Genomic DNA, 26,572 nt, shown 5'->3' on the forward strand with positions numbered 1-26,572 from the left:
TTAATTTTTCCTTAAGTTTGATTTTTTACTCTGCATCCTAAGAAAGCCCATCGCTGAGGATGCAGTATGAAAGACCTATCCAGTTTGTTACCGGAACCCGTCTCTGCCAGCTGGCATATGCCACGTTTGCCGCAAATTAAAATCCCCCGTTTTGGATTGCATAGCGCCCAGTCAGCTGAGCGCGCCGAAGTTGAGGCTTATATTCATGATCGCTTTTGCGCTGTACACCACGCACAAGTCAGCCATTTTTTGCCCAATATTATTAGCCTGCGTTGCGGCGGAGAATATTCCGCAGCCGTAGGTCTGGCACCCGCCAGTGGCGGCAGACTATTTGCTGAACAATATTTAACTGCTCCTATTGAGCAAGTGATAGGCGACCAGCTCGGGCAGCCAATCGCCCGCAATCAAATCGTTGAAATTGGCAATTTGGTTTCCACGTGGAAAGGCAGCAGCCTGTTGCTGTTTATTGTGATCGGCGAAGTGTTGGAACGTTTGGGCTATCACTACGTATTGTTCACCGGCACGCGTGAAGTCAAGGCGTTGCTCGCACGTTTACATTATTCACCAGTGGTATTGGCCGATGCAGATCCCGCCGTTTTGCCCGACGGCGGCGCCAGCTGGGGCAGCTACTACGCAAACAATCCGCAAGTCATGTTTGGCGATAACCGTCCCGCGATGGCAGCCGCGCGCAAAAACCCTATGTATCGCGCAACCGTTGCCGCTATTAAGCGCCCAATCGAAAAAATTGCCGCGCAACTTGCAGCGGCAGAATTTAATACTGAACCTTTTTCAGTAATCCGCGATGGAGTTAAATAATGAATAAAATTCTCTCTGCTATTTATCAGCATGCGCAGGCCACACCCCAAAAAATTGCGCTGACGAGCGAAACAGTGCAGCTATCTTATGCAGAATTGGTTGCAAAAATTGATCTGCTTGCAAATTGGTTGATCGAACAAAACATCCATAACCTCGGCTTGTGGGGAGAAAACTCCAGCGAGTGGATTATTGCCGACCTCGCAGCTTGGCAAGCGAATATCACCCTGGTGCCATTGCCGCGCTTTTTTTCCAATACACAGCTACAACATGTCATTGCTCAAGCGCAGCTTTCCAGTTTATTAGTCTGTGGCGACATAAATTCTGTAGCCCAAACCAGTGAAAGAAAAGCTTCGCCTATCGCCAATATTTATCTTGATCAATTAGCTAACACGATTGCTCAAAATAAAAATGCCACAGAAAAAAATGATGCATCTGAAGCACTGGCTTCGGTAGCCAAAATTACTTTCACTTCCGGTACAACCGGAACACCCAAAGGCGTATTACTCTCAACCAATGCACTGGAAAATGTTACCTGTGCGCTGGCCGACAGAATTTATTCCGCAACCAATGCAGAGCAAGAACTCAATACGCACCTGAATTTATTGCCCTTAAGTACGCTGCTGGAAAATATTGCCGGCGTTTATGTGCCGCTCTATCTCGGCAAACGCATAGTGGCAGTACCGGGCGCAACGCTTGGTTTGATGGGTAGCTCGCAATTATCACTGCCCACATTATTGCAAGCCTTGCATCACTACCAACCCAATAGCCTGATTGTATTACCACAAATTCTGCAAGGCTTTGTCGCCGCTAGTGCGCAGGGTTTTGCTTTGCCAGCATCGTTAAAATTTATTGCGGTCGGCGGCGCACGCACGCCCGTCACTTTAATAGAACAAGCGCGCACAATGGGCATAGCCGTGTACGAAGGTTATGGTTTATCGGAGTGCGCATCGGTTGTCAGTTTGAACGCGCCGGGCGCAGAGAAAATTGGCAGCGTTGGTCGCGCGCTAAATCATGTCGAGATAAAAATTGACGCAGGCATCATCAAAGTGCGCGGCAATGTATTTAGCGGTTATCTCGGTCAATCCACCACCCAAGATGAATGGCTGGACACCGGCGATATGGGCTATATCGATGATGAAGGTTTTATTTTTATCACTGGCCGCAAAAAAAATCTGCTAATCAGCAGTTACGGGCGCAATATTTCACCCGAGTGGATTGAATCCGAATTATCGCTCTGCCGTTCCATTGCACAGGTTATGGTGATTGGCGATTCACAACCCTTTTGCAGTGCCATTATTGTACCTGCCTCCGCACAGATTACCGCCGAACACATTATGCAGGATATTCGCACGATCAATCAGCGCCTGCCCGATTACGCGCGTGTACAAAAATTTATTGTAGCCGCCGAAGCCTTTACTCCGGCCAATCAGTTACTCACTGACAACGGCCGTTTGCGCCGCGCTGCAATACTTGGCCAGTACCTGGGGGCGATTGCCGCCATCTATTCAGATTCTTCTACTCACGCATGCCACACTTCACCGCAACACGCAGGAGTTGTTTATGACATTTTTTAATCGCTTGCAAACTGAAACCCAGTCTGAGCGCAACTACTTGTTAAGCGCGCCCATTATTCAACGCTGTATTGGCCAAGGCCAATTCAGTTTGGACGAGTATCGTGAGTTTTTAACTCAGGCTTATCACCATGTAAAACATACAGTGCCCTTATTGATGGCAGTTGGCAGTCGCCTGCCCTCCGAAAAGGAAACTTACCGCGAGGCAATTGCCGAATATATTGAAGAGGAATTGGGACATCAGGAATGGATATTAAATGACATAGCCGCGTGCGATAGCGACAAAGAAGCGGTGCGCTCCGGCCGCCCCAATGAAGCCACCGAATTAATGGTTGCCTACGCCTATGACACAGTCATGCGTAACAACCCTATGGCATTTTTCGGCATGGTGTTTGTGCTTGAAGGCACCAGTATTAATTTAGCAACCCAGGCTGCGGACATTATCCAGAAACATCTTGGTCTACCTAACAAAGCATTTTCATATTTGCGTTCGCACGGCAGTCTCGATCAGGAACACATGGTGTTTTTTGAGAAGTTGATGAATAGCTTAACCGAGCAAAAAGATCAGGATGACATAGTCCACGCGGCAAAAATGTTTTTCAAACTCTACGGCAATATTTTCCGTTCAATTGAAAAACTGTCTATCGCACAAGCAGCTTGACCTAAATAATCGCTCCTAGCGAGGCAAAAAAATGAACATTAAAGGCAAGCTCATTTTACTCACCGGCGCCAGTGGCGGCATAGGCAAAGCCATTGCGCGACGCCTATCCGAGCAAGGTGCGCGCCTGATTCTTGTCGGTCGATCAACGCAGACATTAAATGCCCTTGCACGCGAATTAAATGTGCGCGGCAATGACGGTTTTGTACTGCAAGCCGATATTAGTTGTCGCAGCGGCCGCGAAATCATTCGCACTGCATTGCTCGCACTACAGGAGCCGCTGGATGCGTTAATCAACTGCGCAGGCACAAACTTATTTGGCATGTTGGAAGACAATGATCCAGATGCTATCGAAAAATTAATTGCCACCAATGTCACCGCAACGATTTTATTAACTCGCTTGGCACTGCCATTTCTGGATAAACATCACGGCCGTATTCTCACTATCGGATCCAGTTTTGGCGGCCTTGGCTATCCCGGTTTTAGTGCATATTGCGCGAGCAAATTTGCATTGCGTGGATTTAGCGAAGCGCTGCGACGCGAACTTGGCGACACGAATATTCAAGTCGCCTATCTCGCACCACGTGCAACTAACACCAGCTTAAATAGCGATGCGGTTTGCGCGATGAACAAAGAACTTGGCAACGCAATGGACTCACCGGAACTGGTTGCCCACAAAGTGGAATCCATGCTTTCTTCTAGTCATATGCGCGATGCCAATATCGGTTGGCCCGAACGATTATTTTTACGCATCAACAGTATTTTTCCCTGGATTATTGATAAAGCCTTGCGCGGACAGCTACCCGTAATTCGTCGCCATGCGCAGGCGCCACTCGAACATAATTCTTAAGCGATTCAACCACTTTATTTTTATCCGGTTATTCTAAAGGTGACAGTATGAAAAGTTTCTTGGCAAACAATCTGACAAACAATCGCTTGGCAAAATACCTGCTCATAATGCTGACCAGCTGCTTGAGTTTTATGGCATACGCCGATGAAGCCGCAGATATTCAACAACTGCAAACGCGCTGGGCAGAAATTAAATATCAAACTCCTGAGGCAGAAAAAGAAAAAGCGTTCACGACCCTGATCGCCGACGCGCAGCAATTGCGCGAAGCCAACAATCGTGCTCCCTATCTGATTTGGGAGGCGATCATTCGCTCTACCTATGCTGGTGTAAAAGGCGGCTTAGGCGCATTGGATGAAGTAAAGCAAGCAAAAAAATTATTGGAACAGTCGATCAAGCTCGACCCTGCGGCATTGGCGGGATCGGCTTACACCAGCTTGGGCTCACTCTATTACAAGGTGCCCGGCTGGCCGGTCGGTTTTGGCGATGACAAAAAAGCCAAAGAAATGCTACTTAAGGGCTTGAGCTATAATCCTGATGGCATAGACTCCAATTACTTTTATTGCGACTACTTGTTAGATCAAAAAGAGTATCAACAAGCGGTAGCTGCATTTGAAAAAGCACTCAAAGCTGCCCCTCGCCCCGGGCGTGAATCTGCCGATGCTGGTCGCAAAACAGAAATAAATGCAGCAATGGCCATGGCAAAAAAACATTTATGACGGATTACTAAATCGATGCAAATATTGTTAGTGGAAGATGACGAATTACTTGCAGAAGGTATTGTTAGCGCCCTAACTCGCGCAGGCTTCGCAATCAACTGGTTAAACACTGGCAAAGCGGCAGCGACGCAAGTCGTCGCTGATCCGCCCGATATTATGCTGCTCGATCTGGGCCTTCCAGATATGGACGGCCTGGATATTCTGAAGTTGGTGCGACAAAAAAAATTGTCCACCCAAGTACTGATTCTTACTGCACGCGACAGTACCCATGCAAAAGTGATCGGTCTGGATTCCGGTGCAGATGACTACCTCACCAAACCCTTTGAACTGGAAGAACTACTCGCGCGCCTGCGTGTACTCGAACGCAGACTTGGCAACGCGACCTCATCCGTCATTACCATTGGCTCACTGAGTATCAACACCACTCACCACGAAGCGCTACTCGATGGCCAAGCACTGAATTTATCGCGCCGCGAATATATGCTGCTAAAAACCTTGGTTGAGCAGGTCGGCGTTATTCAAACGCGCGAAGGCCTGGAAGCAAAACTTTATTCCTGGGACGATGAAGTAGCGAGCAATGCAATTGAAGTTCACATTCATAACCTGCGCAAAAAATTGCCTGCCAATTTTATTAAAACACTACGCGGCATTGGCTACATGGTGCCGCGCCCATGAAGTCCATTCGTGGATTCCTTGTCATTATTTTATTGGCGATAGTCACGCTGGCAAATTTTGCAGCGGCAGTGCGTGGTTATTTAGGCAGTATGGATGAGGCTGAGCGTCTTTTTAATCAGCGCTTGTTACAGCAGGTCGATTTATTAAATTACACCCTGCCGCAATCCCTTGAGCAACGAGATAAATCCCAGCTGCCGCTGCAATTTCCTGCGCGCACTTTAGCTGCCGAAGCCTCACTGGAGTTTCAATGGGTGGCGACCGATGGAAAATTACTCGCACGCTCAGCGGCCATGCCCGCACAAGTAGTAGCACCACTGGAAAATGGATTTCAATTTGCCAATTTTCACGACTATCGTTGGCATTTATTAGTCACGCCCAGCAACGATGGCAACAGCTGGTTTATCGTCGCTGAACGAGCTGATCAACGCTACCGCCTAGCGGAGTCAATGATTTTGCAAGCGGTATACCCAATGGTCTTGGCCATTCCGCTTATCGGATTGATCATTTGGTGGGTATTGGGTTTGGGGCTTAAACCCATTACCAATCTTGCACAAGAGTTACGCCAACGAGAAGCAACGGACTTACATCCACTCAAGCAAAAAAACATGCCGATTGAATTAGCACAACTCACACAGTCCGCCAATGATTTATTGCGCCGTCTGGATGCTTCCTTTGCACGCGAAAAACGTTTTTCTGGTGATGCCGCACACGAATTGCGAACACCTATCGCCGCACTGAAAATTCACTGCGAAAATTTGCAGCACGAATTAAACCCTGCACCAGATTCAGTTTACAAATTGAAACAGGGAATTGAGCGAATGAGTTATTTGGTTGAGCAAATTTTATTACTCAACCGAACCACGCCTGACCATTTTATGGGAACCTTTGAAACCATTAACCTGACTCAACTAGCGAAACAGGCAATTGTTGAGCAAAGCGCAGCATTGGATGCAAAGCAGCACCAAATTGAATTTGATGGGGATGAATGCTGGATTTCCGGCGACCGCACAGCACTAACCAGCCTACTCAATAATTTACTAGGCAACGCGATTAAATACACACCCAACAACGGCCAGCTTGCTGTCAATACCTGGCTGCGCGGCAAACATGTTGTGCTTGAGGTGATGGACAGTGGCCCGGGAATTCCAGCCGATGCGCGCGAGCGCGTGTTTGATCGATTTTATCGTTTGGGCGGCGACCGCCACACCTCCAAAGTGCCCGGTTGCGGTTTAGGTTTATCTATCGTTCAACAAGTCGTCAGCTTACATTCCGCGCGCATTTCACTCACTGAATCGCGAGTGGGGCATGGCCTGTTGGTGATGGTGACCTTTGCTGCTGCAAACCAACATTCACACCAAGCAAAAAAACTCGAAATGCATGATCAAAAGGATCACACAGATGAAATGGAAACTTAGCATTGCACTGGGCATGCTGCTTCTGTTTAGCGAATTCGCCACTGCAGAGACACCAACAATTACCATCGAAATTCGCGACCATTTATTTTATCCGGCGCAATTGACGATTCCTGCGAATACCAAAGTAAAGCTGATTATCATTAATCGCGACCCCACTCCGGAAGAATTTGAAAGCTACGAACTCAACCGCGAAAAAGTCATTATGGGCGGTGCAAAAGCGATTATTTTTATCGGCCCGCTCCCCCCCGGCGATTATCCATTTTTTGGTGAGTTCAACCCAAAGACCGCGCAGGGCATGATCAAGGTGGAGAACTAATATGCTCGATGCCGTTTTATTGATATTGCGCGAAGTTCTGGAGGCAGCGCTGATTATCAGCCTGCTTCTGGCACTCAGCAATAAACTGGAGCTGAGTTACCGCTGGAGCCTGTGGGCGCTAATTGCCGGTATAGCCGGATCTGGTTTATTAGCTCATTACGCTTATGAAATTGCAGATGCGTTTGATGGTAGAGGGCAGGAATTGTTGGATGCCGCACTCTACTTCGCAGTAGTCGTTAGCGTGGTTCTGCTTGGCCTACTGATCTTGCCAACGCTGTTTAACGCTCCAGAAGAAAACACAGATGCTCATCATTTAACACATACACGTCTGTTATACAGTTTATTTATCGTCATCGTCAGTTTTTCGCTGATGCGCGAAGGTGCTGAAATTTGGATTTATCTCTCGGCGTTTTCACACAGTCCAGAGATTTTTTCTTCAGCTCTCATAGGTGCAGTGATTGGAGCAGGAATTGGCATGAGTTTGGGTGCAATTATTTTTTACAGTTTTTCCTTTATGCCTGAAAAATTTTTCTTCCCCTCGTTTATCGTGATGATTCAGTTATGGGCGGGTGGATTATCCATGCAAATAGCCAAACAACTAATGCAAATTGATTTACTCAGCTCAGGAGCGCCACTCTGGGACAGCACTTTTTTAGTTAATGAGCATTCATGGCTAGGAGAGCTGCTTTATGCACTTATCGGATATGATTCACGCCCATCGTTAGTTCAGGGAATTTTCTATTTATCAACCGTCACCCCAATATTGCTGGCGTTGATTTGGCATTTGTGGCGTTTGCGAGCAATCACCCATGAAAAAATTTAGTTTTGTCGCTCTAATAATTTCACTATCGACTTGCGCAATGCCGGTGTTGGCAGAAATGAATCGCGTATATCACCCCTATGTCGAACAAAATGAACGCGAACTTGAATATGGCTTTACCTTGCGCGACTTGGGAGGCGAGCAGGAATTATTAAATCGTGCAGGCATAGGCTACACCTGGAACGATAAACTATTCACCGAGGTTTATTTGCTCACTGAGTCCATCACTCACGAAGGCGAACAGATTCGCGGTTACGAAGCAGAGTTGAAATGGCAAATCACTGAGCAGGGAGAATACTGGGCAGATTGGGGCTTATTAATGGAAGCAGGCACAGCCAAAGATATTAGCAGCCATGAATTTGCTGTAGGTCTTTTATGGGAGAAAGAATTAGCCAGCCGCTGGGTCGCTACCGCCAATCTGATCGCCGAATATGAATTTGGCAGTGATATTGAATCGGAATTTGAATCGGCGTTGCGCGCACAATTGCGCCATCGCTACAGTGCCAGCTTTGAACCTGCAATTGAACTTTATCTGGACGATCAGGATTGGGCTGTGGGCCCCGCCTTTATGGGCACAATTAAACTCTCTGGCCGTCAACAATTGCGCTGGGAGCTGGGATTCTTATTTGGGTTGGATAAAGATACGCCCGAGAATAATCTGCGCGGCCTGATTGAATATGAGTTTTAACTCTCTGGAACACCAACTAGACAGAATAAAAAAACCGCTCGGTGTGAGCGGTTTTTTTTGACTGGAGCAAGAGAATTAAGCGCGAACTTTTCTTCTCATTACACCCAAGCCCAGCAGACCCAAGCCAAACAGCATCAGGGTGCTTGACTCTGGAACGTTTACGGTCAGAGTAGACTTACCCACGATAAAGTCACCAGCCAAACTTGTCACGGTAACAGCTAAAGTACCATCGAGATTTAACTTAGCCAGTGAACTGAAACCAAGGTTACCTACCCAAGTCTCAGTTGCATCAAATTCAACGCCGCCATCCTGAAAATCAAAATTGCCCAGCTTTACCAGAGCCAATTCAAATGGAAACCAAAATGGGTCATTTGCATCGTCTTTAATATCAATTGAAATACTGGCGCTTAAAGCTGAACCAGGAGTAAAACCCCATTCGTTAATATCATGAACCCAGCTAATGCTCTGGAAAGTATTTAATTTGGTCTCAACACCATCGCGCTCTACATCAACAATCATGCCCGCAAAGCTGTTCAGGGATAACGCGCAAAGTGCAGCAGCAAAAAGTACTTTTAAGGATTTAATCATTTTGATAGTTCCATGTTTGGTCAATTAACACGGGCAACAAACCGCTGCCCTCCTCCTATTACGGGTGTTAGGAGAGGCTCACACCCAGTCCATCCAATCAACTAGAGTCAGGTGAAACACCATTCCATATTCGACTGGCAGTGGATGAACCCGCAGACTCACCCACTTGGCATCAAAATTAGCAAAATCCAGGCCAGCATTATTTTTGGCATTGTTATCAACAAATTAGAGATAACCACGTCACATTTTTATTTTTCAAATGTAAATAATTCCGACACAAAACCTTAGCTTTTTAGCTCCTCTTAGTGCTGGCTATGAATGGAATCATCAAGTCTATAGCACCTGCTGCTCAGGTCACTTAAACCTCGATTTACGCGACATTGATGCTTATACTCGCGCGTTCAAAAAATTTGCGATTTATTCACAAAATCAACTTCAAGGAGCTTTTATGAAACAGCTAATTGGTATGAAACAACTAACTAGTATGAAACAGCTGTATTGGTCGTTAGTCACTGCGTTTGCATTGCTTTTCTCTGTCTCCGCGAGCGCCGCTCCAGAGCTGATCAACCCTGATCCAATCGCGGTGCCGTCATCACTTGTGGAAGTTCAAGTAGTCGGCAGTATTAAACATGCGTTGACCACCCGCGGCTGGGTAGTGAGCAGCGAAAGCCAGGGCAAAATCGATGCGACACTCAATCTGCGCTCCCATGTTGCCCGCATTGCGATTTATCACGATCTGAAGCAGGTGCGCATTGAGTACGTATCGAGCGTCAATCTGGATTACAAGGAAAAAGACGGCAAACGCTACATTCACCGCAACTATCTGAGCTGGGTTAAAAATGTGGCGGCTGATATCAACAAGAACATGCAATTAAGCGTAGCTAACTAACAGGATTTACCGGGTTTTCGATGTCATCACCAGCCATGTCCATTCACTCACATTATCCTGTTGTCATTATTGGCGGCGGCCCCGCCGGGAGCGTCGCAGCTTCCCGCTTGGCGCAGCGGGGAATCAACGCCTTGGTATTAGAGCGCGAAAAATTTCCGCGCTTTCACATTGGCGAATCCCTGCTGCCCAATGGCAACCGCGTATTAAAAGAAATTGGTGTGTGGGACAAAGTTGCCGCTGCCGGTTTTATCGAGAAGCGTGGTGCGCAATTTACGCTGGCTGATCGCTCGCGCACTGTGCGCAATGTATTTGCGCAAGGCTGGATTCCCGGTCTGGAAATGACTTATCAGGTCGAGCGCGCGCGCTTCGATGAGATTCTTCTGCGCCATGCACAGAGCCTCGGCGCTCAAGTTTGCGAAGAAACCTCCGTGATGAGTGTTCAGCGGCACAATCAACAATGGCAGATTGCCACCGAACATCACGGCCAAGCCGCAACCGTCACTGCAGACTGGGTGATAGATGCCAGCGGCAGACACTGCGTCATGGGGCGAACCATGAAACTGGAAAAATCCCCACTGCCCTACCCAGGGCGCATGGCGGTGTTTAATCACTTTGAACACATGCAGCGCGATACCGGTGAAGCGGCGGGCGACATTATTATCATGCGCTTGCAAGATGCCTGGTTCTGGGCGATTCCGATCTCACCTACAGTCACTTCGGTCGGCGTGGTTTTGCAAAAAAATGCCAAGCGCGAGAAAGGCGAATCCTGGGAGTCAGTGTTCTGGCGCAAAGTTGGCGAGTCCTCCTTTTTTAGCTCTGCCCTCGCGCCCGCCACAGCGCTGGGCGAATACCGGATCGATTCGGACTACAGTTTTTCCTACAACCTATTTGGCCATGACAACTGCCTGCTAACAGGCGATGCCGCCAGTTTTATCGACCCGGTATTTTCCTCTGGTGTTTATCTCGCGTTGGAATCCGGCTTGCTCGCTGCCGACACTATTGCCGATGCCATTTCCGATACACAGGCCTCACCCGCTAAGGCGATCCCAGCCAAGCTCTACGCGGATTACACCGCGCGCATGAAAACGCAAATTGGCTATATGCGCCAACTCATCGACATCTACTATGACGATGATGCCTGCGAAGTTTTTATGTCGCCGCGCCCGCTCCTCAACTTACCCCAAGCGATTAATTCCATACTGGCCGGAGTGCTCACCCCAAGCTTTGCGGTGCGCTGGCGCTTGCGGATATTCCGCCTGATTTGCAAGCTGCAAAAAAATCGACCGCTGGTGCCCAAGATAGATTGGTCGCACCCCACGGCCGTATCCGATACCTGCCAAGCGAAGACGGAAACAGATTCTAATATTCTTGAAATCTGCACCAAGGATATGAGTAATCCCGCCGTCTAATAACAAAATCCAATTCACTTGAAGGCGCTATGGTATTACCCACTTCCGACACACTCATACGCGCAGCTCAAACCGGTGATCGCCAAGCCTTTGCCCAATTAGTGGCAGAGGCTTATGACAGCATTCACCGCTTCGCCTATCGCTGGTGTGGGAATCGCACCGATGCTGAAGACATCACCCAACTGGCTTGCATCAAACTCGCACAAAGCCTTGGGCAATTCCGGTTTGAATCTGCCTTCAGCAGTTGGCTCTATCGCTTGGTGATCAACTGTGCCAAAGACTGGTACAAAAGCCAGAATCGCCATGCACACGCCGACATAGACACTGTGATTGATGCTGAACACAGCAGCGATCTCACTGCCGAAACCAGTATTTACTTGCAGCAATTATTGCGACAACTGGAACAGATGAGCGAAGGCTTTAAAGAGACTGCACTGCTGGTTCATGGCGAAGGTCTGAGCCACGCCGAGGCAGCAGAGGTGCTGCAACTGAAAGAATCCACTGTTTCATGGCGCCTCCATGAAATTCGCAAACAGCTTCAGCGCATGCAACAAGCCGATGGTAGCTGGGGAGTTTCTCTATGAATCACTCTGATATGAATGACAACGAATTGAAAGATTTGCTCGCGCAGCAACCGCCCACACCCGACGCAGATACTAAAGCGCGACATATGGCAGCGGCTATGGCTGCATTCGAGGCGGCCCATTCAATTGATAAAAAGGCAATTGATAAAAAGGCAATTGATAAAAAGGCACTTGATAAGCAAGCCATCGACAACTCAGCTGAAAAAAAATCCAATATCGTCCAAGGATTTTTCCAGCGCTTGCGTCTTACCCGTGACACCAACACTCACGGGAAGAATCCTATGAACACTCGTCAGCATTCAGCTCAACATCCTTTTTGGCAAAAACCGTCAGTCATTTCCGCCGTCGCTGCATCCTGCTTGGCCGTTGTCGCAGGCGTTGTATTTATGCAACAACCTACAGGTTCACTATCAATGGAATTCGCTGAACCTGTCGCCATGCAAGCGCCATCCATACAAGCACCTGAAACGGCACCATCCACCTATAAATTTGACTTGAATGAATCACCGATAGAGGAAGTGATAGTACACAGCCCAACTACTGTCGCTAATCCGGAGATGGCAGCAAAAGCCAAACGACAAGCCGCTGCGGAATACGCCGTGCAATCGCAAGCGCGCGCACAAGTCGAACGCCACACATTTGCAGCGATGAAAACAGAAGCAGCTGCGGATATGCGCCCGCCGGTACAGCAGGAATTTCGCGATAGATTTGAAAACGTCACTGAAAATTCGGTAGTCGCCACACGCGACAATCCTGTCTCGACTTTCTCCATCGATGTGGATACCGCGTCTTACAGCTATGTGCGACGCATGTTGAATAACGGTCAATTGCCAGCGAAAGATGCAGTGCGCAGCGAGGAGATGATCAATTACTTTGACTACAGCTACCCTCTGCCCAAATATCGCAAAAAACCTTTTGCGACTTATACCGCAGTAGTAGATTCGCCCTGGACGCCCGGCAATAAATTGATCCACATCGGCATTCAGGGTTATCAATTGGCAGCGAGTGAAATTCCGCAATCCAATCTGGTGTTTTTGCTCGATGTATCCGGCTCAATGGAAGCGCCCGATAAATTACCACTGGTAAAACAATCCATGAGTTTACTGCTGGATACACTCAAACCAGACGACACTATTTCCATCGTCGTTTACGCCGGTGCAGCGGGAACAGTGTTGGAGCCAACCAAAGTAAAAGACAAAACAAAAATTCTCGCCGCATTAAATAATTTGCAAGCGGGTGGCGGCACTGCCGGTGCCGAAGGCATCGCCCTCGCCTATCAATTGGCGGAAGCGAATTTTAATGCGCGGGGTGTGAACCGTATTATTCTCGCTACCGACGGTGACTTTAATGTCGGTCAAACTGGCGATGAAGCGCTGGAAGATTTTGTCGAGCGCAAACGCGAAAAAGGCATTTATTTATCAGTACTCGGTTTTGGCCAAGGCAATTATCAAGATGCGCTGATGCAAAGCCTCGCGCAAAACGGCAATGGCACAGCAGCTTACATCGACACACTAAGCGAAGCACAAAAAGTGTTGGTGACTGAAGCTACCGCGAATTTATTTCCCATTGCCAAGGATGTAAAAATCCAAGTGGAATTTAACCCGGCAATGGTGAAAGAGTATCGCCTGATCGGCTATGAGACACGCGCACTTAAGCGCGAAGATTTCAATAACGATAAAGTCGATGCAGGCGAAGTTGGCGCAGGGCAAAGTGTAACGGCGATTTATGAAATTACCCCCACTGATGCCGACAGCGGCCTGTTGGATGAAAGCCGCTATCAAACAACAGCGCAACCTAAAACCAACACGCAAGATGAATATGCCTTTTTGCGCCTGCGCTATAAATTACCAAGCTCAAATAAATCGGAATTGATTGAGCAACCGATTGAGCAAGCGGCTGAGCTTAAACGCGCTCATCAACGCGAAGCCAATTTCGCTATCGCCGTTGCCGGTTTCGCACAACTGTTAAAAGGCAGCAACTACGCTGGCGATTTTACTTACGACAAAGTGATCGAACTGGCACAAGCGAATAAAGGCAAAGATGAATACGGCTATCGCACTGAATTTGTTCAACTGGTGAGAAAAGCGAAAATCGCCAAAGAGATGTAAGCAAAAACCGCCTATTAAAAAGCCCGCGCCGAACAACCCGGCGCGGGCTTTTTTGTTGCAGCTAAAACACTATTAGCTCTTGTAGGGCATAGCACCCAGATAATCTTTTTTACCTACATCAACACCGTTGTGACGCAGAATCGCGTAGGCGGTAGCAACGTGGAAGTAGATATTTGGAATCGCATGCTGAATCGCAAATTCGGTACCGGTCAGGTATTTACCTTCCCAGCGCGGCTGGCTGACGTGAATGTCGGCAGCACCGGCAAAATCTTCTGGTTTAAAACCAGCGAGATAATCAATCACTTCTTGAATACGCGCTTTCAATTCCGGCAGCGTGGTTTCGGTATCTACATGCTTGGGTGCGGACTCAACCTTGCCTGTCAAACGTGCTACGCCCAATTTGGCGGTATCGCAGGCGATTTGCACTTGGCGGATCAGATTGAATTGATCGGGTGCGAGGCGCGAGTTGAGCAGCACACTCACATCAAATTTTTTCGCTTCGGCATGCGCCGCCCCCTTGTCGAGAATCGCATTCAGGTTATTCAGCGCCTTGGTGAATTGCACAACAGTAAGTTCGTAAAACATGGAGTTCTCCTTAATGGAATGGGCTAAGGCAAAGTTGATCACTCGGATTACAGTGAAAGCAACTTGGGGCTGCGCAACGGAGTATTCAATCCCCAAGCACTGATTAGACATAAAAAAACGGGCTGGCTTTTCAATTTCAAAGTCAGCCCGTTTTCATTTCAAAGTCAGCCCGTTTTCAATTCAGAGGCTGATTAGCCAGCTACTGCAAACGCGAATTGGCTGCGTCGATTGCGTCTTCTACTTCCTGCGGCGAGAGGAACTTTTGCGGCTCTGGCGCCCGTGCTGCAGATGAATCAGCTTCGGGTATCGCGCTTTTCATCAGATAGCTGCTATCAATTCCCGCACCGCTACCCAAGGCATCGGCCACCGCTTTTTTGAGTACGATAATCGCAATACGGCGGTTGATCGGCTCGGTCGGTTTATCCACCACCAAAGGCGCTGCGGACCCCATACCTTGCACAGTCGCCACCTTGCTTTCAGGGTAAGTCCCTTCTAGCAATGCACGGCGCGCGGAGTTTGCGCGGTCAGCCGATAGCTCCCAGTTGGTGTACTTGGCGCCCACACCGTAAGGGGTGGCATCGGTATGGCCGGTGATGCTGATTTTGTTCTGCACCTTGTTCACTATCGGCGCCAAGGCGCGCAACACATCGGCAGACCACTTTTGCAGGTTGGCGCTGCCAATATCGAACATGGGGCGCTGGTCTTTATCGACGATTTGGATACGCAAACCCAACGCAGTAAAGTCGATCAGGATCTGGTCTTTGATCTGCTGGAATACCGCATCTGAGTCAATCTCTGCCTCAAGCTGTTTCTTCAGCTCTTCCAATTGCTCACGTTCGATTCGCTCCAACTCCTTCTGCAGCTCATCTTCCGTCATTTCACGGTCGTTGGCGGTGTCGTCGGTAGGCTCCGCAGCATCAGTGCGCTGCAGCGGTTGATCCTGGCTGATGATGCCGAGATCAGCACCACCTTCGCCGACTACATATTCACTGCCTGGGTCCTGAAAGTGAGCGGCAATGGCTTTTTGCTCTTCAGTGGAGGTGCTACCTAATAGCCACATAAGGAGGAAGAAGGCCATCATCGCGGTCATAAAGTCCGCTAATGCCACCTTCCAGGAGCCGCCATGGTGGCCATGACCATGCCCCTTTTTCTTTTTGATGATGATCGGAGACGCGCCCTTTTCCATAACGCCAACCCTTATTTCTTATTGGCGCGATATTGTTCTTCCAACTCTTTAAAGCTGGGACGAACACTGTGGAACAGGACTTTACGGCCGAATTCCACCGCAACCTGCGGAGGAACACCGTTCATGGATGCAACGAGTACCGCTTTAACACTTTCATATGCGCGCGACTCATCGCGCACCTTGCCATTCAAATAGGAGGCAAAAGGAGCAATAAAGCCATAGGCAATCAGGATACCCAACAATGTTCCCACCAAGGCCGCTGCGACTGCCGCGCCGATTTCCGCTGGTGGCCCACCAATTTTACCCATGGTAATAATTACCCCGAGTACCGCCGCGACAATCCCGAAGCCGGGCAAACCATCTGCCGCATTCTGGATCGCACCGGGAATCACGCTTGCCTCTTGATGATGGCCGTCCAACTCCTGATCCATCAATGCTTCCAACTCATGTGGCGCCATATTGCCTGCGACCATGATGCGCAAGTAGTCGCAAATAAATTCCACTATGTGATGATCTTTCAAAATTTCGGGATAGTTGGCAAACAGTGGACTGGTGTCCGGCTCTTCAATATCCCCTTCAATCGCCATTAAACCTTCGCGACGGGTTTTATTGAGAATGTCATACATCAAAGTCAGCAATTCGAGATAAAAGGTTTTATTGAATTTGGAAGGCGTCATCAACGCACCCGCCGATTTGATCACTCCCATAGTCACCGACAAAGGATTGCCGATGATCATTGCCCCAAAAGATGCACCGCAGATAATTAAAATTTCGATGGGCGACATCAATGCCAAAGGGTTGCCCCCATGGATTACAAAGCCACCAATCACACAACCAAGGACAACAATAATCCCCAAAATAATATTCACGCAAAAGCCCTCGGTGCAGGATAAAAACCGGCAATAACGCCTACATAGGAAACACGATTTATTATGCCAAAACTGGCGACACGGTTTGAGTATAGGCAGGTTGATTTCAGGTTCAAGCAATCCAGTCGAATTGACCACAATTGACCTGCCATGAGTGATCGCCCACACTGGCGCGCCCGAATATCAGCATATAAAAGTCTTTTTCGGCCAAACAGCTAGAAGCTAAAGGTTAACTTTATGAAAATTGATGAACTTTCTCCCGCACAACAACAAGCATTGGAAGCCGCGGCGTTTCGTCGCTTGCTGGAACACTTGGATAGTCGCAAAGATGTGCAAAATATCGACTTGATGAACCTCGCCGGATTTTGCCGCAACTGTTTAAGCAAGTGGTACTCAGCGGCAGCGCAGGCAGACAATCTTGACATCGACTACGAAGAAGCGCGCGCTCGTGTTTACGGCATGCCTTATGGCGAGTGGAAAGAAAAATATCAAACTGAAGCGAGTGCAGCGCAGTTGCAACAATTCCAGCAAACTGCGCCGCAGGAGAAATAACGCGGATTCGTGCAGGTAGCGATTACTTCAACTGATACGCAGTGACCGAGTTTTTAAAGAAGTTAGGGACAAAAACCCGCTGCGTATCAGCATCAAAACCTATATCGGCAGTGTTGATTTGTTCTGCTTGGGAATCGATCAACACTTCAATCCGGCCATCGCTGTACACGTAGTACACAATCCCCGCCCAGCAGGACACAATAAATTCACCACGTGCGGCTATCTCAATACCATCGATGACTTGAGCAAAACCCTTGGCAAGCACCAGCGGCTTTTTATCTGGTCCCACAATCAATAATTCTTTTCCTGCACCAATTACTAAATTGGAGCCCACCACTTTCAAACCATTAGCACTGGTGATGTTGTCCAGATACAAACTTGGCTCATCATTTTCAATGCGATGAACCTTGTTGGTGCGTGTATCCGACACATACACAATCCCCATAGTGCTTACCGCAACATCGTTTAGAAATACCGAATCGGCAATGGGAATTTTTTTAATCACTTTTTCTTTTTTAATATCGATCACCACTACTTCAGTGAGATCGGCCACGTACAGGCGATTATTAAAAACTGCCATGCCCTTAGGTGCGTTGAGCCCGGTAATCCAGTCTTTTTCAATTACCTCTCCCTCTGGCGACAAGATCGCAACTCCGCCCTTACCATCAGCCACATTGCCTTGTCCATCAATCAAGGAGACAAACATATATGGCTCTTTTTTATCAGCCATAAAAAGCACAGATTCTGGCGTGGGCAAATCAGGCGTCAGCCAAAGCTGCTCTAACTGATGCTCCGCCCAAGCTGGCGCAGCAGATAATGCAAATAGTGTGGTTAAAAACAGTGGTGCAGATAGCTTCATTGAAATACCTCTTCATTTTCGTGTGCGTATGCCATTGCCACTTGGCCGCGCTTCCCTAGCCGAGTATTCGTACCTTTAACTGCTATGGTGCATTCACAATTTGTGCCAAGCAAAACTTTTTACATAACCTTTCGTCATTTAGGCTTAAGGCCCCCGCGCGCCTCACCAACAAATAATCAGGCAGGTAAATCATTGCGCTCGGATAGGCTAAGCTCTACCCTAGCACCTCATTCCAAAACAAATAATTCGTAACCCACTGCCAGATAAGCCAATAACTTATGAAAACAAGTGCCGACAAACTCGCCCCCAAAACCAAAGCGACCATCAAAGACGTAGCCAAAATGGCTGGCGTCTCATTTAAAACGGTATCGCGTGTGATTAATAAAGAGGGAACCGTTGGGCAAGAGCTGCAAGAGAAAGTCATGCAGGCGGTCAAGGCATTAAATTATCAGCCCAACTTATCGGCGCGTTTGCTGCGTGGCGCGGCCTCATCCATTGGTTTTATCTACGACAACCCCAACAGCAACTATGTGATCGATATGCAGAAGGGGATTTTGGGAGAGTGTCGCCGTCAAGGTTATGAACTGGTGATTCACCCCTGCAACTCCAAAGCAGATGACATCATCGATGAAGTGCTCAACATGGTGGATCGCAGCCAAGTGGGCGGGCTGGTATTAACACCGCCTATGTCGGAAATGCCCGAGGTGCTTTCAGCGCTCGGCAAACGCAAAATTCCATTTGTACGCATCCTTTCCGGCGGACAAGCGCCCGATAAAAAAGGCCCCTGTGTGTTTATTGACGACCGCACCGCCGCATACAAAATCACTCAATACCTGGTCGATCTTGGCCACAAAGCCATCGCCTTTTTGGGCGGTGAAGAAGCGCATAAATCCAGTGGGGAACGTTTGGAGGGTTACAAGGCCGCACTCAAAGCCAACAAAATTACCCTCGATAAAAAACTGATTTTGCCCGGCGAATACTCGTTTGAATCCGGTGTAAAACGCACCCGCCAATTACTCTCATCCAATTTAAAACCCACCGCCGTGTTTGCCTGTAACGACGAAATCGCAGCCGGTACTTTGTTTGCTGCGCGCATTCAGGGCGTGGATGTACCGCAACAATTATCGATTGTCGGGTTCGAGGATAGCCCCTTCTCTCGCCAAGCCTGGCCAAACCTGACTACCGCGCAGCAGCCGAACAGTACCATCGCCGAACGCGCGACCGGATTGTTAATCGATACTATTCGCGCCCAACGCGATGTGGAAAGCGAAGGTTTTTATCCGCAATTGATTGTGCGCGATTCCACTTGCCCGGCGCCATCAAAACGCTAAGCCAACATCACAGAAGCCCACACAACCTAAGTCTCATCCGCTGCGGGAGATTTTGGTTCAGCAATAATTGTGTTGCGGTCGAGCTGAAAGAAAATGCTCGCCGCAACCATGCCAATTAATCCGATACAAATATACGTCGAGTGAAACGCATCTATCACCGTCGCCTGCTGTAATCGCCCTTCGGTAAACGCCGCCAAAAGTGCCGCTGCCATAGCAACACCCAAACTTACCGACAGCTGCATCATCACCGACAACAAACTATTACCGCTACTCGCGGTGTCATCGCCCAAATCTTTTAGCGTGACGGTATTCATCGCCGAGAATTGGATGGAATTAAAAATTCCGAATACAAAAAATTGAATACACAACCACCATGTGGGCGTGTCTTTTCCAATCAGCGAATAGGATGCAATCAACCCGCCTACGATTAATGTATTTATCACCAACACTCGTTGATAACCAAAATGCTTCACTAAGCGATTAACAAACACTTTGGAAGTCATAGCGCCCAGCGCGGTGGGGATCATTAACATACCCGCATGTAGCGGTGAAAAACCCAACGCCAATTGCAGAAAGAGCGGCAGTAAATACGGCATACCGCCACTGCCCAATCGCGCAAATAAATTGCCGATAATGCCTACGGAAAAACTGTGAATGCGAAACAGATTTAATCCAAATAACGGGCGCGGTGTGCGTGCAGCGTAAAGCCAGTAAGCTCCAAAAAAAGCCAGCCCTGCCACCAGCAACAACATCGCCACCGCCAGTGACAGCGACTTTTCACCTAATCCTTGCAGCGCGAGCGATACCAACACCATAGCGCTGCCAATTAATACGAAGCCCTGCAAATCAAATTTGCCTGCATCACCTTTTAAATTCGGCATATAACGCCAAGTGGCAATGCAGCCGATAATTCCAACCGGAATATTGATCAGAAACACCCAATGCCAACTCGCAACTTCGACCAACCAACCACCCAGTGTCGGCCCAAGCAAAGGGCCGATAAGCCCCGGAATCACCACAAAACTCAGCACTTGCAATAATTGATCACGCGGTACAGAGCGCAGAATTGCCAAGCGCCCAACTGGCAATAACAAAGCCCCGCCCATGCCCTGAATAATGCGCGAGACAATCAGCATATTGAGTGATGAAGAAAGCGCGCACAACAACGAGCCGAAACTAAACAGCACTATGGCAGTAAAGAAAACTCGTTGTGTACCAAAGCGATCAGATAGCCAACCAGACGCGGGAATGAGCAGCGCAACTGTTAACGCGTAAGAGACAATCAGTGACTGCATTCGCAGCGGACTTTCACCCAAATTCTGCGCCATGGTAGGTAGCGCCGTGTTGAGGATGGTCATATCCAGCGCCTGCATAAAAAAGCCAACCGCGACTATCCAAGGAAGTACGCCAATACTTTGATTCTGGGACACAATCAAATTCCTTTAGTAAGCAACTGCCTCCAGCATAGCAAGGTTTTTGTGTCGAATAGGTAGCTTAGCCTTTCAGGTATGTAGATCAGGCGATAAAACAAAAGGCCGACTTGTCTCCAAGTCGGCCTTTCATTCAAAACCAGTAAGCGTTAAGCGACGCTGCTATTAAGCGCGACCAAGACGCTCTAACAATTTTTGGTTTTCAACTTCGATGTGTTTGTACAGCTCAATATCACTTAACAATGATGCCGCCGCTTCATCGATTACCAACACAACTTGCTCATGCAACTGCAAAGCAGATGCCGGGCAAGCAGCCGTCAGCGGGCCTTCCACTGTTGCTTTAATCGCTTCAGCTTTGTTTTCACCCGTCGCCAACAACACAACTTTTTTCGATTCCAGAATAGTGCCGATACCCATAGTGATAGACAGGTGCGGCTGATATTCATCCGGGCCAAAGAAACGGGCATTGTCATCAATGGTTGCTTTAGTCAGTGTTTTGATGCGAGTACGCGACATCAACGAAGATGATGGCTCGTTAAAACCAATATGACCATTGCGACCAATACCCAGCAATTGAATATCGATTCCGCCTTTTTGCTTAATCGCCGTTTCGTAAAACGCACAAGCAGTGAACGGATCTTCTGCATCGCCCGGTGGCACAAAGGTAGATGCTTTATCGATGTCGATATGATCAAACAATTGCTGATTCATAAAGTAGCGATAACTTTGCGGATGATTTGAAGGCAAACCTAAATATTCATCCAAATTAAAACTGCTGACTTTCTTAAATGAAACCTGCCCACTTTTGTAGGACTCAATCAATTCTTTGTAAAGCGCCACAGGTGTTGAGCCAGTTGCCAAACCCAGTACCGAATCTGGTTTACGACTAATTTGTTTAATAAAAATATTTGCGCCGTATTGAGCAACTGCAGCAGCATCTTTCAAAATAACAACTTTCATTGAGCACTCCAGTGAGTGGTATTGACCGAAAAAATTAAAAAACAATTAACACAAAAACAACAATCAAAAAAACTTAGCTGTGGCGCAAACCATCGCCTGCAATCCAGGTATGCGTCACGCGATAATCATCGGTAAAGTGCACTAAATCTGCACGAAAACCCGCTTGAATCCGGCCGAGATGATCATCAACCTGCATATATTGCGCAGGATACAGCGAGGCCATGCGCAAGCTTTCTGCCAACTCAACACCAACCCAATCCGTATTGAGACGAACTGCATCGATCATCCCAATTGCACTGCCCGCCAAACGCCCTTCGGCATTTACCAAACAGCCATCTTTTTCATAAATCGTCTCACCATAAATTTGGAACGACTTTTCCGGCGAACCTACGGTCGACATAGCATCAGTCACCAAGTACACCTTGCCTTTTGGCTTGGCAGCATAGGCGATACGTGCAGAGGCAGCGTGTACGTGATAGGTGTCGATAATAATTCCACACCAACTATTTTTATCTTCCAGCGCTGCACCAACAACACCCGGCTCACGGCCAGTAGTTGGGCGCATCGCATTGTATAAATGCGTGAAACCAGAGAGACCTTCTTTTAGCGCGGCAACAACATCGTCGTAATGGCCGTCGGTATGACCTGCACAAACAACCACACCGGCAGAGGTTAATTGTTTAATTTGGCCAGCATCTGCATGCTCAGGTGCAAGCGTAAGCATGACTTTAAATTCGTGCTGCGCTTTTACTGAATCGACCAACCAATCAATATCGGCCTGTTCCATTTTGCGAATGTAACGCTCGTTGTGCGCACCGCGGCGAGCCATATCAAAAAATGGCCCTTCAACATGCACCCCCAGAACACCTTTGATACCTGCTGCGACTGCATCGGCAACGGCTTTTACACCTGCTTGATGCACTTCGCGCGTATCACTAATTAACGTCGGCAATAACGATGTTGTACCAGTCGGGCGATGACCATTGAGCATGGTCTGAATAGCGTTTACGCTGGTGTCGTTAGTAAAAAACGCACCACCACCACCATTCACCTGCAAGTCAATAAAACCTGGGGCGATAACACCGCCATCCAGTAATACCTGTGGGATAGATTCATCTAATTCCGCGCGCGGAGTTAAGGCAATAATGTTTTCGCCTTCCATGACCAACGCATGGTCATCTAAAAAAACATCACCGGTAAAAATGCGCGCGCCTAATAACGCTTGCTTCATAAAAACACCTGTAAAAACAGCTTTCTGCATCGACCACGTTAAAAAATTACAAACTGATAATGATGTTGCGCTTGTGTAAGACCCAAGCAACAAACCACAAAATACCCACCATTAACAATGCAAACAGTAGTGATGCTAAATAAGGATCGGCGAAGGTGCGGAAAGCACCGTACAGCGCTGCATAAGCAGACTCGCCGCCCACCGGAATCAAGTACAAAGTCGTTGCCAATAACCCTGACAACACATAAATAAACAGTGGATTTTTGCCAATAATTTCAAAAAAGTGATACACAGGTTTAATCGTATTTGCCGCTGCAGATTGCTCAAGTTTAACCAACACGATTAGCAATAAAATCGCAAAGCCACAGGTCAGCAATACAAATGGGCTAGTCCACAATGACTTATTAATCGGAAACGAACCATTCCACAAGAGCGCTACCGCAATCAGCACGATTGCAGAAATCAATAATTTCATCAGCGCTTTTTGTTTATCTTCACTGGCAAGCAATACACGTGTTGCTTCAAAACCAAGAATCACATTAACAATGGAAGGAAAGGTACTGAGAATACCTTCGGGATCAAATGGCATCCCCTTCCCTTGCCACAAATGGCTTGCGCCCAGAACACTTAAATCGAATTGACGAACAACACTGTGCTCTAGGCTATAAGGGTCAGCAGATAAATTTAACAACGCCCAGTAACCAACCAACAACACGGCGCTAATGATCATTCGGCCAGTGAAGCCGAAATACAAAATGATAAATGTCGCAAACGCATAGGCAATCGCAATACGTTGCAGCACGCCCATCACACGCCACTGATCAAGACTTTCATTGAATGGATAAGCAGCCAACAACACACCAATTAAAAACATCAGTGCAGCGCGGCGTAGAATTTTTTTGGATTGTTCAGCAAAAGTAAGTTGGCTCAAGCCGCGTACAGAGAAGTACATAGCTGAACCAACAATAAACATAAAGAAGGGAAATACAAAATCAGTTGGTGTAGCACCATGCCAGTCTGCATGCAGTAGCGGTGCGTAAACAAACTCCCAGGAACCGGGAGTGTTTACCAGAATCATCAACGCGAGGGTCAAACCACGCATTACATCTAAAGCTAAAAAACGTTGTTTGACCATCGGACACCTCGCAGATGATATTTCAAAAATCCTGCGGAAATTTATTTCCAGCTGCGCAGTTTGTATCCTTTAGCTGCGTAATAAAGAATGAACAAGTAACAAGGTGTCATCACTATGTAAGCGGTTTGACGATCAACCAAACTCGCCACACCACCCATAATCACTGGCAATACAGCACCACCGGCAATCGCCATGATCAACAGTGCCGCACCTGTGCTGGTGTATTTACCCAAACCACTCAGTGCCAGCGGCCAAATCGCAGGCCATACAATCGCGTTCGCCAAACCTAATAGCGCGATACACAAAATAGTGTCGGGAATTGCAGGCGCACCAAGGAAAGCAAACAGTGAACTAATAGCTGTGGATTCATTGCTACCAAACACTACGGACAAACTCAGAATCACACCCAAGACCGCCGATATAGAAAGCATTTTTTGTTGAGAGATAAAACGAGGGATCAGAATAATCCCGAGGATATAACCCACCACCATACAACCCATAGTGATAGAGGTGAGGATAGAGAAATTGGTATAGCCGATACTGCGACCATAAGCACCAATGGTATCGCCCGCAATAACTTCGACGCCCACGTAAACAAACAGCGCGATCACGCCCAATACAAGGCTTGGGAACTGGAATACTTCGCGCAGTGGCAGATGATCGTTTTCGTCTTCATGCAAATTCAATTCAGGCAAAGATGAGAGCTTAACCAGCAACGCAACCACACCAATGATCAGCGCCATATAAATGTAAGGCATTACCAAATTACTGGCCAATTGTTCTATTTCTTCTGCGCTAGGTGTTTCCGATGTGTGAGCAGTCATCCCACCCAAAATCAGCGCAGTAAATACAATCGGCGCAACAATACCAGCAGATTTATTCAGAATTCCCATGATGCTAATGCGACGCGCAGCTGATTCTTCTGGGCCGATTTTCACTACATAAGGGTTCACAGCAGTTTGCAGCAAAGTTTGACCCGCCCCCATCATGAACTGTGCAACTAGAAACAGTGCGAATTGATGGGTTTTTGCAGCAGGAATAAATAACAATGCCGCACAAGCCATTACCGCCAATGCAATCGCCATTGCATTTTTGTAACCAACCTTACGAATAATCCAAGACGACGGCAGCGAAAAAACGGTTACCGCAATATAAAAAGAAAACAAAATAAATGATGCCTGGAATGGCGTAAGCTGAAGCACAAGCTCCAGATAAGGCATCAATGAACCATTAAGCCAAGTAACAAAACCCAAAATAAAAAACAGGCCAGCAATCATAATTAAAGGAATAAAAGATCCCTTTAGATTTGTGTCCGGTGCATGCGTAGCAACAGCTTCGTTATTCATAATTGATTTCTCGCATTAGTTAGCAGTGGTTAAAACACTCTGATTATTATTGGCAAGTTGAATACGTTGCTTGGCAAAGTACACGGCGCCAAACTCAGGTTGATATAAAGCAGGAGAAAGTTTATCGGCAATATCTTTTTCCATCCAAGGGATAAGACGCGGAGCCAAGCCACCGATAATCGACATACGACCGGGGTTTGTTGCCCACAATTTGCGTGCAATACCGCTCATATAAGCTGCACCTTCTTTAGCGATACCTATAGCAACCGCATCGCCAGCATCAGCAGCATCGACAACAAAAATTGCAAACTTGGCGTAATCGCCCTGTTTTGCTCCGAACATACGATCAACAATCATCACACCTGAAGCTTGCAGGAAATCGCCTATCGATTTACTTAAAATGGTTTGCGGGCCTAAATCATCTGATGCAAGCAGAATCGCCTGAATAGCTTCAAGCCCCATCCAGGCACCGCTACCTTTATCGCCAATGGGAAAACCGTGCCCACCAATAAATAGAGACTGGTCGCCAACATAGGAATAACCACAAGAACCTGTACCGCAGATCATCACTGCGCCTTCATCACTATTGTGTGCACCAAGGCAGGCGATATGCAGATCAGTTGTGAGATACATTTCTTTGAAAGGATGTTCCCAAGCTGACATCACATCGTAAAGGCTTGGAACATTGACACCAGCAAGACCGGCACCAGCGATTAACTCGCTCATAGCAGAAGGAGGTAGCCCAGCATCTATCAATGCCAGTTCAGCAGCAGTGCGAATAGAATCTTTGGCTTGTTGTACACCTTGAAAAGGGTTAGCAGGACCACCGACACCAGTACCCAGCACCTGTAAATCCGAGGTCATGATACTGGCACGACATTTAGTACCGCCGCCATCAATCCCGATATACAAGGTTTTTTCACCGAGCGGCATCTTTGCCATGATCTACCTCTTTATTTTTAGCGCAAATACCTGACAATGTTAA

General features: G+C 47.7%; 27 protein-coding genes. 16 read left to right on the forward strand and 11 right to left on the reverse strand.

Annotated features, from left to right (window positions below):
• Window positions 1-66 precede the first annotated feature (66 nt).
• Genes SPL68_RS11190 through SPL68_RS11235 form a run of 10 tightly spaced genes read left to right on the forward strand, consistent with a single transcriptional unit; the run spans window position 67 to window position 8,525 of the window.
• Entirely contained in the window at window positions 67-816 is a 750-nt protein-coding gene (locus SPL68_RS11190; RefSeq protein WP_323815233.1) for a thermostable hemolysin, read from the forward strand.
• A complete protein-coding gene (locus SPL68_RS11195; RefSeq protein ID WP_323815234.1) occupies window positions 816-2,390 on the forward strand; it encodes an AMP-binding protein in 1,575 nt (524 codons plus the stop codon). The genes SPL68_RS11190 and SPL68_RS11195 overlap by 1 nt, the downstream gene beginning before the upstream one ends.
• The gene (locus tag SPL68_RS11200) at window positions 2,377-3,048 is read left to right on the forward strand and encodes a TenA family transcriptional regulator (RefSeq protein ID WP_323815235.1); all 672 of its coding nucleotides are present in this window, start codon (window positions 2,377-2,379) and stop codon (window positions 3,046-3,048) included. The genes SPL68_RS11195 and SPL68_RS11200 overlap by 14 nt, the downstream gene beginning before the upstream one ends.
• A gap of 31 nt (window positions 3,049-3,079) precedes the next feature.
• Window positions 3,080-3,895, forward strand: a complete 816-nt coding sequence (locus SPL68_RS11205; protein WP_323815236.1) for an SDR family oxidoreductase — start codon at window positions 3,080-3,082, stop codon at window positions 3,893-3,895.
• 47 nt (window positions 3,896-3,942) lie between these two features.
• Entirely contained in the window at window positions 3,943-4,611 is a 669-nt protein-coding gene (locus SPL68_RS11210) for a tetratricopeptide repeat protein (protein WP_323815237.1), read from the forward strand.
• Window positions 4,612-4,626: 15 nt separating this feature from the next.
• Entirely contained in the window at window positions 4,627-5,286 is a 660-nt protein-coding gene (locus SPL68_RS11215; RefSeq protein ID WP_323815238.1) for a response regulator, read from the forward strand.
• Window positions 5,283-6,701 (forward strand): sensor histidine kinase, encoded by a 1,419-nt coding sequence (locus SPL68_RS11220; protein WP_323815239.1) that lies wholly within the window; start codon window positions 5,283-5,285, stop codon window positions 6,699-6,701. The genes SPL68_RS11215 and SPL68_RS11220 overlap by 4 nt, the downstream gene beginning before the upstream one ends.
• Window positions 6,685-7,017 (forward strand): cupredoxin domain-containing protein, encoded by a 333-nt coding sequence (locus SPL68_RS11225; RefSeq protein WP_323815240.1) that lies wholly within the window; start codon window positions 6,685-6,687, stop codon window positions 7,015-7,017. The genes SPL68_RS11220 and SPL68_RS11225 overlap by 17 nt, the downstream gene beginning before the upstream one ends.
• Window position 7,018: 1 nt before the next feature.
• Entirely contained in the window at window positions 7,019-7,840 is an 822-nt protein-coding gene (locus tag SPL68_RS11230; RefSeq protein ID WP_323815241.1) for an FTR1 family protein, read from the forward strand.
• Window positions 7,827-8,525, forward strand: a complete 699-nt coding sequence (locus SPL68_RS11235) for a hypothetical protein (protein ID WP_323815242.1) — start codon at window positions 7,827-7,829, stop codon at window positions 8,523-8,525. Before SPL68_RS11230 ends, SPL68_RS11235 begins: the two co-directional genes overlap by 14 nt.
• Before the next feature lie 75 nt (window positions 8,526-8,600).
• Here the strand turns inward: SPL68_RS11235 and SPL68_RS11240 are convergent, their stop codons facing one another.
• Entirely contained in the window at window positions 8,601-9,113 is a 513-nt protein-coding gene (locus tag SPL68_RS11240; protein ID WP_323815243.1) for a PEP-CTERM sorting domain-containing protein, read from the reverse strand.
• Window positions 9,114-9,561: 448 nt separating this feature from the next.
• Between SPL68_RS11240 and SPL68_RS11245 the strand changes: the two genes are divergently transcribed.
• Genes SPL68_RS11245 through SPL68_RS11260 form a run of 4 tightly spaced genes read left to right on the forward strand, consistent with a single transcriptional unit; the run spans window position 9,562 to window position 14,103 of the window.
• The gene (locus SPL68_RS11245; RefSeq protein ID WP_323815244.1) at window positions 9,562-10,002 is read left to right on the forward strand and encodes a hypothetical protein; all 441 of its coding nucleotides are present in this window, start codon (window positions 9,562-9,564) and stop codon (window positions 10,000-10,002) included.
• Between the two features lie 20 nt (window positions 10,003-10,022).
• Window positions 10,023-11,411 carry an NAD(P)/FAD-dependent oxidoreductase gene (locus tag SPL68_RS11250; RefSeq protein ID WP_323815245.1) on the forward strand — a complete coding sequence of 463 codons (1,389 nt, stop codon included), beginning with the start codon at window positions 10,023-10,025 and terminating at the stop codon, window positions 11,409-11,411.
• A 29-nt stretch (window positions 11,412-11,440) separates the two neighbouring features.
• Window positions 11,441-11,995 (forward strand): RNA polymerase sigma factor, encoded by a 555-nt coding sequence (locus tag SPL68_RS11255; protein ID WP_323815246.1) that lies wholly within the window; start codon window positions 11,441-11,443, stop codon window positions 11,993-11,995.
• Complete coding sequence (locus SPL68_RS11260; RefSeq protein ID WP_323815247.1) at window positions 11,992-14,103, forward strand: vWA domain-containing protein; 2,112 nt, start codon at window positions 11,992-11,994, stop codon at window positions 14,101-14,103. The genes SPL68_RS11255 and SPL68_RS11260 overlap by 4 nt, the downstream gene beginning before the upstream one ends.
• Before the next feature lie 72 nt (window positions 14,104-14,175).
• Here the strand turns inward: SPL68_RS11260 and SPL68_RS11265 are convergent, their stop codons facing one another.
• The 3 genes from SPL68_RS11265 to motA form a co-directional block, all read right to left on the reverse strand.
• The gene (locus tag SPL68_RS11265; RefSeq protein WP_323815248.1) at window positions 14,176-14,688 is read right to left on the reverse strand and encodes a DUF1993 domain-containing protein; all 513 of its coding nucleotides are present in this window, start codon (window positions 14,686-14,688) and stop codon (window positions 14,176-14,178) included.
• Between the two features lie 199 nt (window positions 14,689-14,887).
• Window positions 14,888-15,874, reverse strand: a complete 987-nt coding sequence (gene motB, locus SPL68_RS11270; protein WP_323815249.1) for a flagellar motor protein MotB — start codon at window positions 15,872-15,874, stop codon at window positions 14,888-14,890.
• Between the two features lie 11 nt (window positions 15,875-15,885).
• Window positions 15,886-16,743: a flagellar motor stator protein MotA gene (motA, locus tag SPL68_RS11275; RefSeq protein WP_323815250.1), complete on the reverse strand. Its 858-nt coding sequence runs from the start codon at window positions 16,741-16,743 to the stop codon at window positions 15,886-15,888.
• 237 nt (window positions 16,744-16,980) lie between these two features.
• Here motA and SPL68_RS11280 point away from each other — a divergent pair, with 237 nt between their 5' ends.
• The gene (locus tag SPL68_RS11280) at window positions 16,981-17,295 is read left to right on the forward strand and encodes a DUF1244 domain-containing protein (RefSeq protein ID WP_323815251.1); all 315 of its coding nucleotides are present in this window, start codon (window positions 16,981-16,983) and stop codon (window positions 17,293-17,295) included.
• Between the two features lie 22 nt (window positions 17,296-17,317).
• On the opposite strand, the gene SPL68_RS11285 is transcribed toward SPL68_RS11280, so the two are convergent.
• The gene (locus SPL68_RS11285; RefSeq protein ID WP_323815252.1) at window positions 17,318-18,154 is read right to left on the reverse strand and encodes a GTP-binding protein; all 837 of its coding nucleotides are present in this window, start codon (window positions 18,152-18,154) and stop codon (window positions 17,318-17,320) included.
• 278 nt (window positions 18,155-18,432) lie between these two features.
• On the opposite strand from SPL68_RS11285, the gene SPL68_RS11290 reads away from it, so the two are divergent.
• Window positions 18,433-19,485 carry a LacI family DNA-binding transcriptional regulator gene (locus tag SPL68_RS11290; RefSeq protein WP_323815253.1) on the forward strand — a complete coding sequence of 351 codons (1,053 nt, stop codon included), beginning with the start codon at window positions 18,433-18,435 and terminating at the stop codon, window positions 19,483-19,485.
• Between the two features lie 26 nt (window positions 19,486-19,511).
• On the opposite strand, the gene mdtD is transcribed toward SPL68_RS11290, so the two are convergent.
• The 6 genes from mdtD to nagK form a co-directional block, all read right to left on the reverse strand.
• A complete protein-coding gene (mdtD, locus tag SPL68_RS11295) occupies window positions 19,512-20,915 on the reverse strand; it encodes a multidrug transporter subunit MdtD (protein WP_323815254.1) in 1,404 nt (467 codons plus the stop codon).
• A gap of 165 nt (window positions 20,916-21,080) precedes the next feature.
• Complete coding sequence (gene nagB, locus SPL68_RS11300) at window positions 21,081-21,875, reverse strand: glucosamine-6-phosphate deaminase (protein WP_323815255.1); 795 nt, start codon at window positions 21,873-21,875, stop codon at window positions 21,081-21,083.
• Window positions 21,876-21,948: 73 nt separating this feature from the next.
• Window positions 21,949-23,106 carry an N-acetylglucosamine-6-phosphate deacetylase gene (nagA, locus tag SPL68_RS11305; protein WP_323815256.1) on the reverse strand — a complete coding sequence of 386 codons (1,158 nt, stop codon included), beginning with the start codon at window positions 23,104-23,106 and terminating at the stop codon, window positions 21,949-21,951.
• Window positions 23,107-23,152: 46 nt separating this feature from the next.
• Complete coding sequence (locus tag SPL68_RS11310) at window positions 23,153-24,241, reverse strand: acyltransferase family protein (protein ID WP_323815257.1); 1,089 nt, start codon at window positions 24,239-24,241, stop codon at window positions 23,153-23,155.
• 41 nt (window positions 24,242-24,282) lie between these two features.
• Window positions 24,283-25,587 (reverse strand): N-acetylglucosamine MFS transporter NagP, encoded by a 1,305-nt coding sequence (nagP, locus tag SPL68_RS11315; protein ID WP_323815258.1) that lies wholly within the window; start codon window positions 25,585-25,587, stop codon window positions 24,283-24,285.
• A gap of 15 nt (window positions 25,588-25,602) precedes the next feature.
• The gene (gene nagK / locus SPL68_RS11320) at window positions 25,603-26,529 is read right to left on the reverse strand and encodes an N-acetylglucosamine kinase (protein WP_323815259.1); all 927 of its coding nucleotides are present in this window, start codon (window positions 26,527-26,529) and stop codon (window positions 25,603-25,605) included.
• Window positions 26,530-26,572: the final 43 nt, after the last annotated feature.

The organism is Cellvibrio chitinivorans (assembly GCF_035117775.1).
Lineage (GTDB): Bacteria > Pseudomonadota > Gammaproteobacteria > Pseudomonadales > Cellvibrionaceae > Cellvibrio > Cellvibrio chitinivorans.